General features: G+C 69.2%; 11 protein-coding genes and 2 pseudogenes. 6 read left to right on the top strand and 7 right to left on the bottom strand.

The annotated features are described in order from the left end of the window. Window positions 1–71: 71 nt before the first annotated feature. Window positions 72–914 carry a hypothetical protein gene (locus ABZ928_RS19645; protein WP_361520163.1) on the bottom strand — a complete coding sequence of 281 codons (843 nt, stop codon included), beginning with the start codon at window positions 912–914 and terminating at the stop codon, window positions 72–74. Window positions 915–1,377: 463 nt separating this feature from the next. After that, the gene (locus tag ABZ928_RS19640) at window positions 1,378–1,761 is read right to left on the bottom strand and encodes an ATP-binding protein (RefSeq protein WP_361520160.1); all 384 of its coding nucleotides are present in this window, start codon (window positions 1,759–1,761) and stop codon (window positions 1,378–1,380) included. Between the two features lie 384 nt (window positions 1,762–2,145). On the opposite strand from ABZ928_RS19640, the gene ABZ928_RS19635 reads away from it, so the two are divergent. The 4 genes and pseudogenes from ABZ928_RS19635 to ABZ928_RS19620 all read left to right on the top strand — a co-directional run. Then, a complete protein-coding gene (locus tag ABZ928_RS19635) occupies window positions 2,146–3,009 on the top strand; it encodes a helix-turn-helix transcriptional regulator (protein ID WP_361520157.1) in 864 nt (287 codons plus the stop codon). A 55-nt stretch (window positions 3,010–3,064) separates the two neighbouring features. Next, entirely contained in the window at window positions 3,065–3,244 is a 180-nt protein-coding gene (locus ABZ928_RS19630; protein ID WP_361520715.1) for a DUF397 domain-containing protein, read from the top strand. Window positions 3,245–3,350: 106 nt separating this feature from the next. Then, a complete protein-coding gene (locus ABZ928_RS19625) occupies window positions 3,351–4,187 on the top strand; it encodes an SAM-dependent methyltransferase (protein WP_361520154.1) in 837 nt (278 codons plus the stop codon). Between the two features lie 115 nt (window positions 4,188–4,302). Next, a pseudogene (locus ABZ928_RS19620) lies at window positions 4,303–4,604 on the top strand (helix-turn-helix domain-containing protein); the annotation flags it as partial. 1,093 nt (window positions 4,605–5,697) lie between these two features. Here the strand turns inward: ABZ928_RS19620 and ABZ928_RS19615 are convergent. The 4 genes and pseudogenes from ABZ928_RS19615 to ABZ928_RS19600 form a co-directional block, all read right to left on the bottom strand. Then, window positions 5,698–6,078: a toxin Doc gene (locus tag ABZ928_RS19615; RefSeq protein ID WP_361520152.1), complete on the bottom strand. Its 381-nt coding sequence runs from the start codon at window positions 6,076–6,078 to the stop codon at window positions 5,698–5,700. Continuing rightward, a complete protein-coding gene (locus ABZ928_RS19610; protein WP_361520150.1) occupies window positions 6,078–6,317 on the bottom strand; it encodes a hypothetical protein in 240 nt (79 codons plus the stop codon). The genes ABZ928_RS19615 and ABZ928_RS19610 overlap by 1 nt, the downstream gene beginning before the upstream one ends. 274 nt (window positions 6,318–6,591) lie before the next feature. Further along, window positions 6,592–6,925: pseudogene (locus ABZ928_RS19605) on the bottom strand (GNAT family N-acetyltransferase); the annotation flags it as partial. A gap of 32 nt (window positions 6,926–6,957) precedes the next feature. After that, window positions 6,958–8,373, bottom strand: a complete 1,416-nt coding sequence (locus ABZ928_RS19600) for an amino acid permease (RefSeq protein WP_361520147.1) — start codon at window positions 8,371–8,373, stop codon at window positions 6,958–6,960. A gap of 154 nt (window positions 8,374–8,527) precedes the next feature. Here ABZ928_RS19600 and ABZ928_RS19595 point away from each other — a divergent pair, with 154 nt between their 5' ends. Beyond that, entirely contained in the window at window positions 8,528–9,667 is a 1,140-nt protein-coding gene (locus ABZ928_RS19595) for a C45 family peptidase (protein ID WP_361520144.1), read from the top strand. 42 nt (window positions 9,668–9,709) lie between these two features. Next, the gene (locus ABZ928_RS19590; protein ID WP_361520141.1) at window positions 9,710–10,609 is read left to right on the top strand and encodes a MurR/RpiR family transcriptional regulator; all 900 of its coding nucleotides are present in this window, start codon (window positions 9,710–9,712) and stop codon (window positions 10,607–10,609) included. Window positions 10,610–10,634: 25 nt separating this feature from the next. Here the strand turns inward: ABZ928_RS19590 and ABZ928_RS19585 are convergent, their stop codons facing one another. Further along, window positions 10,635–11,879, bottom strand: coding sequence for a pyridoxal phosphate-dependent aminotransferase (locus tag ABZ928_RS19585; RefSeq protein ID WP_361520712.1), 1,245 nt, complete (start codon window positions 11,877–11,879; stop codon window positions 10,635–10,637). Between the last annotated feature and the right edge of the window lie 632 nt (window positions 11,880–12,511).

Below are 12,511 nucleotides of genomic sequence, written 5' to 3'. Positions count from 1 at the left end.
CATGCCAGCATGGCAGTGACGGACGTTTGGTGCCTGCCCCCGCCAGGTGCAGGCATCGGGAGCGCTTCATTCTAGACCCGGCGGAACAGATTCAGCAGCGCCTGACCCGCCTTGCTCACATCACTCCGGTACTGCCGCCACCAGTCGTCTGCGTATCGGGAGGCGTCATCGAGCAAAGTCCTGTACCACGCGGGCTTTTCGGGGTTCACATAGTTGGGGTCGATGGCGTTGTAGGCCGCCTTGCAGGGGCTGAGGTTCGTCATCTCAAGAAGAACGTCGGACAGCGACTCGTCGCCCTGCGACTTCCTGATCTCCCGCCACGTGCTGTCCGCGGCGGCGGCGCACGCGTTGATGACCTCCCGCATATTGGTGCGGATCAAAAGCGCGTTCCACGGCTTGTTCTGGCTGAGAGCGGCGGACACAGCCGCATTGGCAAGCCCTTCGGAGACCTTCGCGGCCTGGGTCACAGGAGGGTCAGCGACCCAGATGTAGTAGCTGGCCGGAGGGACAGTGTCGTAGAGGCTCACGGATTCCCCGGGCAGGATCACCACGGCTGGGGAGCCCCAGCGCTTGATCGCTGCCTGGGCGGTTGTCTCACGGATCCACCCACTCGATGTGTTGTCGAGCCTGCTCGGCCCGTCGATGGTGCCGGTGCCGCTCATCATCAGCACCCGATCGCCCGAGGTGTTCTTCAGCAGGGCACAGCCCTGTGCGTCGTTGTAGTACTGCTCGTACAAGCCTTCGAAGCCCGGTAGGGGCGCTACCGGTCGCTGCGCAAACAGGCAGATGCGCGACCCCGGCAACACGCCCTCGCCGCCCACGGCTAGGGCGGCCGTGGCGGGGGCCCAGGCCAGGCTGAGCAACAGGACGGTGACGGCCAGGCTGGCCGTGCGTCGCGGGAGGCCGATAGGCATTGCTGCCTCCTTCGCCCCCAGGCCGAACATTTTCATCATCGCACCGCCTCAGCCGGTGCGCACGGGCAACTTCTTGTCGTTGGGCCTGCCGTAGATGATGGGCGCCGGGCTCCGGGCCGATCGCTTGTCACCGGCGAGCCCGGCTGGCCGTTGTACGACGCCCCCGCGGCCTCCCCGGCCACCGCGGGCACCACCGACAGGTCACCGAACCACCGGCCGACGACGTCACCGCCCTGTGGCCCGGCCGCGCCCGGTGACCAGGCGACTCAACCGTCCACTGCGAGTCGGCGAGAGAGCTGGGCCGTCACGCTCGGATGAGGCCGCCGTCGACATCGGCGACGGTGCCGTTTGACCATGGAGGCGCCAGGGCCTGCCAGCCAGACGAGGCGTCGGCCACCGCCTCGGGGCTCCCCAAGCGGCCGAGCGGGATGTCTTCCGCGTTCGCCGTCGGTCTTCCGTGGACTCAATCGATGGCTGACACGAGCGCCCACACCACGCAGCCGGCACCGCTGTCGTGATCCCGGACCCCCCACTCCTGCGAGAGTGCCGCCACCAGGTACAGACCTCGCCCGTTCACGTCCTCGGCGGCAGCGTGGGCCAGGGATCCAGGGATGAAGACCTCGCCCTGATCCCTCACCTCGATCCGCACCTTGCCCGCCTCCAGCCCGACGGAGCACCTCACCCGGGTACTGGGTGTGTGCTGTACCGCGTTGGTCACCAGTTCGCTGACCAGTAAGACCGCGGTGTCGCAGAGGTCGTCACCGCAATTCTGACGTGTGAGGTGGGCTCGCAGGCGGCGGCGAGCCTCACCGACGGAGGCCACGTGCGCCGGAAGTTCGAAGGTCAAGTCCGGAGGTGAGGGAGCGCGCCGGGAGGTCAAGTCAGGGATGGCCACGGATTCCTCGCCATGGGGATGAGAGCCGCACGTGCCTCGTCCGAAGTTGTGAACCCCAAGCGCGCACGCGTCCGGGGCCAAGGCCGGGCGGCAGCGCCACACGCCTGATCCGCATACGCGATGCCCGCTGCGGTGCCTCACGGGAAGATCTGGCGCCCAGGCCTGCGCGTCCGCCGACTGCCACGCTTGAGTGAACATGGTCACGACGCCACTATGCTCGCCGACATGGTCATGAAGCAAGATTCTCCGTGATAATTTCACGGAGACAGGGTCGGGGGGCCGATCCGCCAAGGAGTGGCACACTCTTCCGATGAATGCTGTGCGGGGAGGCAGGAGATGACTCCGGCCCAGTTGGCGGCTGGTGCCTCAACCGTCCGACTGATGGTCCTGGGGCGACGGATGCGTGATCTGCGGGTACGCGCCGGGATGTCATTCGACGACGCTGCGGTGGTACTCGACGTCAATCACCTGACGATCCGGCGGATGGAACTCGCCAAGGGCAAGTGGAAGCTCCCCTACGTCCAGACCCTGCTGCGGGCGTACGGAGTCCCCGCAGACGAGGCCGATGCCTTCCTTGCCCTGGCAAGGGAGGCCAACCAGCCGGGATGGTGGCACCGCCACCGGGACGCCCTGCCCGCCTGGTTCAGCGCTTACGTGAGCCTGGAGGAAGAGGCGAGCCTCATCCGGGTCTACGAACCGCACTACATCCCCGGACTGCTCCAGACCGAGGACTATGCGCGGACCATCCTGAGTGCCGGCCTCCACGGCAAAGATGAGGAGGCCGAGCAGAGGGTCGTCGTCCGCATGGAGCGCCAGAAACTGCTCAGCAGGCCTCAACCGCCTGAACTGTGGGCGGTGATGGACGAAACCGTACTGCGCCGCCCCATGGTTCCGCCCGAGGTGATGCGAAGGCAGATCGACCACCTCATCGAGGCGACGAAGCTGCCCCACGTCAAACTCCAGATCATGCCGTTCGGACTGTGCGCGCACGAGGGTATGTACGGGCCGTTCCATATCTTCCGGTTCCCGCATGAGGAAATCTCGGACATCACCTACATCGAGAATCTCGTCGGCGCGGTGTATCTCGACGAGTACGACGACGTGACGAATTACCAGGAAGCCCTGGACCGGATATGCGCGCAGGCCCTACCAGTAAAACGTACCAAGGAATTCCTCGGTGATATTCGCAAGGAGCTGTAGCCCCGTGAATCGCATACACAATGCTGTTCAGGAACTGGGGACGGAAGGCTGGCACATGCCGTGGAGCGGAAGCAACGGCGGCGCCTGCGTCGAAGTCAGAAAACTGCCCGACGGCCGTTTCGCGGTCCGCCAGTCCCGCGACCCGGAAGGGCCGGCGCTGATCTTCACGCAGATCGAGCTCGACGTCTTCGCAGAGGGCTGGGAAGCCGGACAGGCCAGCCTGTCGGCCTCCTGACGGGCACTTGGATTTCCGCACAATGTTCGTCGGCGAAGCGCCCTCGAGTGACTTCGCCCGCGCAATACGCAGCGTTCTGGCGCAGGTAATCAAGAGGAGTACGCGAGTGCCCGACGAAACAAACTGGACCAATCGACCTCTGGACTATGAGCCCCCTGAGATCGATACGAGCGTTCCCCACTCGGCACGGGTCTACGACTACATACTCGGCGGAAAAGACAACTATCCCCCGGACCGTGCGGCGGCGGAACAGATGCTCGCCGCGTGGCCCGGCCTTCAGACATCCATGCGCGAGAACCGCAAGTTCATGCAGCGGGCCACGCGTTACCTGGCGGAGCAGGGAATCGACCAGTTCCTGGACATCGGCACCGGAATCCCCACCTCCCCGAATCTTCATGAGGTTGCCCAGGAGATCATCCCGAACGCCCACGTCGTCTATGTCGACAACGATCCCATCGTCCTCGCGCACGCCGGAGCCCGGCTTACCGGCACCCCACAAGGCCGCATCGCCTACATCCACGCCGACATGCACGATCCGGACGCGATCTTTCGCTCTGCGGAACTCAACGACACCCTCGACCTCGACCGACCAGTCGGACTGTCGATCATCGCGGTACTGCAGTTCGTTCTCGACGACCAGAAGGCATACGACCTCGTCAAGCGATACCTGCAGCCACTGGCGCCCGGCAGCTTCCTCGCGTTGTCCACCGTCACGACCGACTCCAGCCCGAAACCGATCGGCAGTGTGGTCGCCGAATACACCAAACGCGGCATGCCCGCCCGAAACCGCACCAGGGACGAAGTCCAGCCGTTCTTCGACGGCCTGCAACCCGTCGAGCCGGGGGTGACACTCGTGCACCGATGGCGGCCTCTCCCCGGCACCGAGGGGGAGGTCAAGGACTCGGACGTCGCCATGTACGGAGGCCTGGCGCGGAAGGCGTGACCTCGGCGTCGGCAGATTTCAACAGCCTCTGGTGCTGTGACCGCACAGGCTCGCCGGGTTGGTGGTCGTGGCGGTTGGATGTGCGGTGTCGTCCGATCCGACCGCTGGAGGTGCGGTGGCCGAGCCTGTCCGTGTGCGCAGACTGACCGACCAGGAAGGGCAGAAGCCGCAGCAGATCGTGCGCCGGGGCAGCACCAGCGCGGTGCGCTATCGGCGAGCGATGACGCTGCTGGCTTCGGCTGGCGGGAACCGGGTGCGGTGATCGCTCAGCTGGTGCAGGCCGACGAGGGCACCGTCCGGGATGTAATCCACCGGTTCAACGAGATCGGTCTGTCCTGTCTGGACCCTCGGCGGGCGGGAGGTCGGCCCCGCCCGCTCAGTCGTGATGACGAGGACTTCGTCGTTCAGACGGCCACCCGCCAGCGCAACGGCTCTGCCGATCCCCCGGAGAGGCACCTGCCGCCCCTGGCGGCGCAGCTCCGCGCGCGGCATCGGCACTGCCACCGCCGAGCGCGACCAGTACGGATGCCAGAGCAGCCGGACCGACAGCGCGTACAGACGGCGGCGCAGGGCGATCGACCTACGAAGCGCTGTCCGCACACCCGGAGCTCGAGATCGATCTGCTCGTGACACTGGGCTCCCCGCGCGGTATGCCCGGTGTCTTTGATGCCCTGGAGCCGGAGCCCCGAGGCGGCCGTGCCGCAGACCCTCCGGCCCTCGGGCGATGGGTGAACACCGCCGACATCGGCGACCTCATCGCGGTCCCCCGCGAACTCGGTGGCCACTTCCCCGTCGATCGCCACGTCGAGTCGAAGATCGCAGCGCTGGACTTCCACCTCATCACCAACGACCTGCGCAGTGGGATCACGGCCTCCGGCCGTCGCCGCGTACTCCTGGACGGCTCTGCAACTGTCGGTAGCCGGACGCGTCATTGTGCCAGGTGTCGCATCCATAGTGCTGGCCTGTGAACCGTGATGAGCGTGGCCACCGCTCGTTCACGCAAGGCCCCCTCCCCTGGGTGCTGTTGGCCCCGGGCGCCCGGGGCCGGCAGACGGCTGCCGGGGAGGAAGGGAAATGCTCCGTGAGCGAGGACACCAGGCCAAGGGGCCCGGCCGGACCGCGCCACGCGTGCGGTTGTGGCTGGCGCCTGTCTCGGCCCCCGCGTACTGGCTGGTCCGGCTCATCCGGGACCACCTGGTCCCGCGGTGCTGACCGTGTTCCCGGCTCTCGGCAAGGGAGCCGGGAACACAGCCGGCGAAACGCGGTGAGGGACCCGGCGTGGCTGCGGCCGCGCCCGCTTGCGTACGGCCACGATCACACCGAGCGTGCCACCGCACTGCCCGCTGGAGATCAGGCGAGGGCTTGCGGCGGCAAGTCGATGAACCGCGCCCGGCGCAGTCCCACTGCGACCTGCTCAACTCCCGTCCGGCCATGGCGGCTGTACAGAACGTGCAGCTCAGCGGTCTGGACCGCCGGCTCGGACAGTCCGTGGCGACTGCGGGGCTCGCGCCTAGATCTTCCAGGAACGCAACTGGTCGGCAATCTCCGGGACATGCAGCCGGGAGTCGCGGATCTTCCGTACGAGATCGGACAGGGCGCCGTACGGCGGGTCGATGCCCTCGCCGGACTGGTCCATGTACTGGGCCCCGATGAACGCGGCGTACAGGCTGTTGCGGTACGGGAGAGGCTCAAGACGCACGATGGTGTGCATGAGCGCGGCGGCGCGCCATGCGGCGTCCGGGTCGGCGGCCTGCAGAGTGGGCAGCTTGGTCTTGTGCCGGGCGACCGCGGCGACCAGGGCGGAGTAGTCCGCGACGGACATGTCCTCGCCGTGGCCGAGGGCGGCCTCCTGGACGTCGAGGAGCCAGGAGACATCGATGTACAGGTACATCAGGCGGCCGCAGCTCCACCCGGACGCTCAGCAGGGGGCACTTCGTCGGGGAAGGCCTCGTCGAACTCCTCGCGCAGCCGGTCGGCCCAGGCGGCCGCCCCCGTGATGAACTCCTTGCGTCGCATCTCGCGGACCCCGAGATCATGCAGGTACTGCTTGAGGCTCTTGCCTTCGGCGGCCGCGGCCGCACGCACGCCTTCGAGTTCCTCGTCGGTGAACGACACATTCAGAGAGGGCATGCACCCCATGGTACCTACTAGGTGCCTGCCGTGCGAGGTGCGCCTCCAAGGCCGCAGCCACCCAGCAGCAGGACCAGGCCGCGGGGGCGGCGTCAGGGCCGCCGTCGTCAAGTCCCACGCATGCTGCCGCCGTACTGGCACGTCCCGGCTTTGTCAGGGCCGCTTCCCGCTCTCCCCGGCACCACCCGGATCAGGCTGCCCTCAGCATCAACAACCCTGCTGCGACGAGGTGTTGGTGCAGCCGGAAAAGTGGGGCCAGTTCCGACCGTTGATGCCAGATTCCCGACTGCACCGTCCAGACGCCGGCGGCGTCGGTGGAGGCGAGCAGCGCTTCCAGAAGCGCGAGGCCGATCCCGCGGCCTCGGGCGTCGGGGTAGGCGTAGACGGAGTGCTCGACGACTCCGGCGTACGCGCACCGGTCGGAGACCGGCACCACGGCGACCCGCCCCAGCACCTGGCTAGCCCTCGATCGCGACCAGGCGATGGGCGGGCACCTTGGCCGTGTCGAACGCCTGCCAGGTCGGGGCGGTGGTCTCGAAGGTGGCGTTGCCCCCGTCGATGCCGAGCTGGTAGATCGCCAGGACCTGCTCGGCGTGCTCGGGCCGCATGGCCGCGATGTGCACGCCGGCCTCGGCGGTCGTCAGACGAGGGTGCGTGAGTGCGCCGGTTCGGTTGCGGTCTTCGAGTGTCGGGCCCGCTGGTTGATCAGTCCGGCGACAGCGGCGACGGCGGTGACCAGGAGGGTCAGCAGGAGCGATCGCCGGCTTCCGGAGTCGGCCGCCATACCGGCGATGATCGCCACGAGTGCCGCCAGGACGAGGAGGCTCAGCCAGGGGTAGCCCCACATGCGGACGGTGAGGGCTTCGGGCCGCTCCCGCATCAGCCGGGCACGCCCGCGCAGGTGGGTGACCGTGATGCACAGGTAGACGACGACGGCGACGGCGCCTGAGGAGTCGAGCAGGAACTGGTAGACGGCCGTGGTGGGCAGGAAGTAGTTGGCCACGACGGTGAGCAGTCCGATGCTGGAGGCGGCGAGCACGGCCGCTGCTGGCACGCCGAGCCGGGTGGTGCGGGCGAACAGCGCCGGCGCTTCGCCCCGCTCGGCCAGGGAGTGGAGCATCCGGGAGGAGGAGTAGATCCCGGAGTTCAGGCAGGACAGGACGGCGGTGAGCACGATGAAGTTCATCGCGGTATCGGCGAAGGGCACCCCGAGGTGGCCCAGGACGGCGACGTAGGGGCTGTCGGTGACGGCGGTGGAGTTCCAGGGCAGCAGCATCACCACGACGGTGATCGAGCCGATGTAGAAGAGCAGGATGCGCCAGACGACGCTGTTGATGCCGCGCCGCACCGCCTGGGCGGGGTCCTTGGCCTCACCGGCGGCGATGGTGACGACCTCGGTGCCGAAGTAGGAGAAGAAGACGACCAGTGACGCCTGCAGAACGGCCAGCCAGCCGTTGGGGGCGAAGCCGCCGTGGCCGAGGAGGTTGGTGGTCCCGGGGGCGTCGGTGCCGGGCAGCGCGCCGAGCACGGCGGCGAGTCCGATGAGCAGGAAGGCGATGATCGCCGCCACCTTGATCATGGCGAACCAGAACTCGAAGGTGCCGAAGGACTCGACGCGGGCGAAGTTGACCGCGATCAACGCGATCATCAGGACCAGCGCGGCCAGCCAGGTGGGGAGGGCGGGCAGCATGTGGTGGGCGACGGCCGCACCGGCGATGGCTTCGAATCCGACCGTGATGCACCACTGGTAGGCGTAGAGCCAGCCCACCGAGAGCCCGGCCCAGGGGCCCAGCTCGCGGCCCGCGTAGCTGGAGAAGGAGCCGGTCTCCGGCTGGGCGACCGCCATCTCGGCCAGCATGCGCATCACCAGGACGGCCAGGGCGCCGACGGCGGCGTAGGCCACCAGTACGGCGGGCCCGGCCTGGCGGATGGCGCTGCCGCTGCCGACGAAGAGCCCGGCGCCGATGACGCCGCCGATCGCGATCATGGTCATCTGCCGGTTGCCGAGCGCGCCGCGCAGTGGGGCGGACTCGGTGGTGTGAGCGGAAGGTTTCACGGGGTTCCTGACCTTGGGGAGGGGGACGGGGACCACACGATATGCAAGCAGAATTGCAGGATGTAGTATCGCTGCAATTAAATTTACGTCACGGGTTGCGGCAAGCGGGTCCGCGGCAGCGGTCGGCAGAGCTCAACCGGCAGGAGGTCGGAAGATGGCGGCAGGCATCCGTGAGCAGGAACTCGCCGGGCTGCGGTGGCTGGTCGTCTCCGGGGAGCGGACGGAGGTGTTCCGTGCCCTCGGCCGGGCCGCCCGCGCCGAGGTCCACGCGGTCCAGGACGCCCTGCCCGAACGCTCCGCGCTGCGCCGTTGGGCGGCGACCGAACGAGGGCGGATCCGGGTCGGCCGGCTGCTCGACGCCACGGGCGCCGCGTGCGGCCGGGAGCTGGCCGAGCTGCGTGCCCTCGCCGCCGGCGCCGACGCGGACTTCCACGACCTGCTGCTGGCCAACCTCCGCGGCGACCTCGGAGTCGAGGACGGCACCGGCTGCACCGACCTCGGCTGGCGAAGGACGCGGTCGTGCGTCGCGCACAACGAGGACGGGGCGCCCGCACTCGACGGCCGGCTGATGCTGCTCACCCTGCTCGTCGACGGGGATGTGCCGGTGACGGTCCAGTGGTACCCCGGCTTCCTCCCCGCCAATACCTTCACGGCCACCGGCAACGGCCTGGTCTGGGGCATCAACCACATCCAGGCCGCCCGTCCCGCCGACGCCCCGGGACGGCACTTCGTCGCCCGCGCCCTCCAGCAGGCTCCGAACCTGGACGCCGCCGTCGGCCATCTGCGCACCCGTCCCAGCGCCGGAGGCTTCGCCTACACCCTGGGCGACCGCGCCGAGGGCCGGGTCGTCGTCGTGGAGAGCGTCGCCGGACGGACCGCCGTGGTGGAGGCCGACCCGGTCCACCACCCCCTGCACTGGCACACCAACCACCTGCGCCACCTGCCCGAACCGGCGGACTCGCCCGTCACCTCCGCAGTCGCGAACGACGGCGCGCGGGCGGCCCGCAGCCTGGGCCAGTTCGAGGAGAGCGTCGCCCGCGGCAAGGTTCTGGGCGCGCTGCCGGTCCCGGCCCACGACCCCGGCCCGCAGTGGTTCCTGGACATCCTCACCTCGGCGCCGCTGCCTCGCGGGGTGCACCGCACGGCCGCGGGCACCGACCCGCTGATGACCCTGTGCTCAGTGGTGGCCGACCTGACCGCCGACCGGATCACGGTGCGCGGACCGGCCGGGAAGACCGCCGAGATGGCGCTGTCGGACTTCGCGCAGGGGCGTGCCCACGCCGCCACCGGGTGACCCGCGACCGCGGCACGGCCGTTTCGGGAGAGAATTCCTCGCATGGCCACAGCATCGCGGCGACCTCCGCAGACCTACGACGAACTCGTCGCCACACTCCGCAACCCGGCGACGCCGCTGACCCGTTCCCAGCGGCTTCTGGCCGACCGCGTCATGGCCGACCCGGAAGGCGTGGCGTTCATGACCATCTCGGAGCTGGCGTCCGCTGTCGGAGTCAACGAGGCCACGGTGGTGCGCTTCGCCACGGGCATCGGCCTTGAGGGCTACCCCGGGCTGACCAGACTGTGCCGGGAGTACCTGCGTGAACAGGTGCACCTGCTGCGCCGCTACGACAACCTGGAGCAGCTGGGTGCCGACGGCGGAAACCTGCTTCAGCAGGCGGCCGCGCAGGAAGGGGCCAACATCGCCCGCACCTTCGCCCGGATCGACCCCGAAACCTGGGAAGCCGCCGTCACGGCGCTGGCCGAGGCCCCCCGCGTCCACGTCATGGGCCTGCGCAAGTGCCATGCTCCGGCCTATCTGCTGGGCTACCTGCTGCGGATGCTGCGCGAGGACGTCGAAACCGTCACGCTGGGCACGGGAACGCTCACCGACGACCTGCGCCGGGTCCGTGAGGGCGACTGCTTCGTGACCATCGCGATCCGCCGCTACAGCGCGGAGACGGTGCGGGCCGCGGCCTGGGCCCGGGCGCGCGGCGCCCGCTGCGTGGCACTGACCGACAACCCCTCCTCACCCCTGGCCGGGTCGGCCGAGCAGGTCTTCTTCGTGGACGCCTCCAGCCCGTCGGTGCTGCGGTCGCTGACCGCGTTCACCGCGCTGGTCCAGGCGCTCGCCACCGGGGTCGCCCAACGGCGCGGGCACCAGGTGCGGTCGACGTTGCTGCAGGAAGAAGAGCTGCTGGAGGAGTTCGGCGCCTATGTCCCGGAGACGCCCCTGGCATGAGCCGCCGGGCCGGTGGCCGCACGCTTCAGCCCTGTGCCGTCAGCGCGGTGAGCGCACCGCGCAGGTGCTCCAGGGAGGCCGCGATCCACGGCATGCGCAGCGGGTCGTCGCTGCGCAACGCCTCCCAGCGCTCCGCCTCGGACTCCCCGTACAGCAGGCTTGTCGCCACCCGGGCACGCAGTCCGCCGACCGTGTCCCCGAACGCCTCACCGGCGAGCACACCGACCCCATGCTCCTCCAGCAGGGCTGCGGCCAGCCCCGCACCGGTGTCGATGCCCCGGCCGGCAAGCACCGGCCGCACCGGTTCGAAGTCCGGGTAGAGGTAGAAGCCCGCCTCGGGACGGCGGCAGACCGCACCGGCCGCCGTGAACTGCTCGTACACCGCTGCCGCGACCGTCGCATGCAGCCCGCGAGCGGCATCGATATGGTTCAGCACCTCGGGCGGCTCCTGCAGGATGTACGTGGCGGCGGCCTGCATCGGTGCCGCCAGGCTGGACCACACCTCACTGGCCACCCCGACAAGATCGCGCATCAGCCGCTCGCCCCAGGGGCCCGACGGCACCCGGGCGAACCCGATGCGCCAACCGCCCAGAGCCATCGACTTGCTCAACCCACTGGTGACAACGGTGCGTTCGGGCAGGTAGCCGAGCGCGCTGGGCGCCTTCCCGAAGTGGCAGAGCTCGGCGTAGATCTCATCGCAGACCACTGCCAGACCATGCCGCTCGGCGATCTCGCAGACCGCACGCAGGTGTTCCTCGCGGGCGATCGTCCCCGTGGGATTGTCCGGCACCGTCACCACCAGGACACCGGGGTTCGCCCCGGCCGCCCGCGCGTCGGCCAGCACCTGCTCCAGCAGCTCCGGGTCCGGAACGCCGCCCGCCTCCGCCGGAATCGGAACACTTATGGTCTTCTTGCCCACCAGCGCCGTCTGGGCCGCGTAGCTGACCCACGCCGGGCACGGCAGCACCACGTCCCCCGGCAGCGCGGCGAGCAGCGCGAACAGCAGCGCCTTGCTGCCGGGGGCGAACAGCACCTGCTCGGGTCCCGTCTCCACTCCACGCCGGCCGAACCACCCGGCAGCGGCCTCGCGAGCCTCCCGCGACCCGACAACAGCCCCGTAACCATTGCGCCCGGCTGCCGCCGACAACACCTGCGCGACCGAATCCGGCACCGGCAGCCCCGCCTCGCCGAACCCTAGGTGCAACACCCTCTCCCCCGCCGCCCGGCGGGCCCGCAGTGTCTCGTTGATGGCCAAGGTCGCCGAATGCATGGTCACGGCGCCCCACTCTCCTCACAGGGATCGACACGGCAGTGCAATCACCACTGCACGAGCAAGAGTATATGCAAATGTGTTTGCATTCGGGTCGGGGACAGGCCCGGGTTCACGAAGATCCGACCATGGCGCTGATGGAACACCGGTCCCGTGCAGCGATCCAGGCCACGTTCGGGCCGGCTCCACCTGACTGAGCGGCCGCAGTTCTCCCACATCGACCCGCACGGGCTCACCTCGGTCCTTGCCGAAAACTGCCGAGCCGCAGGTCAGCGGCTTCTCTCAATCTCCCCCGGGAACGCCCCTTCCCCAATTCGGGAACGCGCGGGGCACCGTCGCAGATCAGTGCACCTACTCTGAGGGCCTGACGCCGAGGCGTCGCTGAGACACTCGAGCTTCGCCGCCCAGGGCTTCTTCGACCAGACCACCGGGGCGCAGACAGCCACCCGCTCCGGCATGCACGAGCGACCATCGGAACGCCGCCCTCGCCCGGCAGACTTCGGCTCGCCCGCGCGGCCGTGGTACACGTGCAGCCGGTACACCAGGCGTGCACGGGGGCCGGAACGGAAGCAGACCTCGCCCGCGACGCTGACCCGGCCCTGGCCTGGGCCCTGCGCCCGCCCGTGGCCGCG

Origin of the sequence: Streptomyces sp. NPDC046909, assembly GCF_040644695.1 — a bacterium.
In the GTDB taxonomy this organism is placed as follows: Bacteria; Actinomycetota; Actinomycetes; order Streptomycetales; family Streptomycetaceae; genus Streptomyces.
The sequence above is the reverse complement of the archived record's forward strand: the minus strand, read 5'-3'. Positions and strand labels throughout refer to the sequence as shown.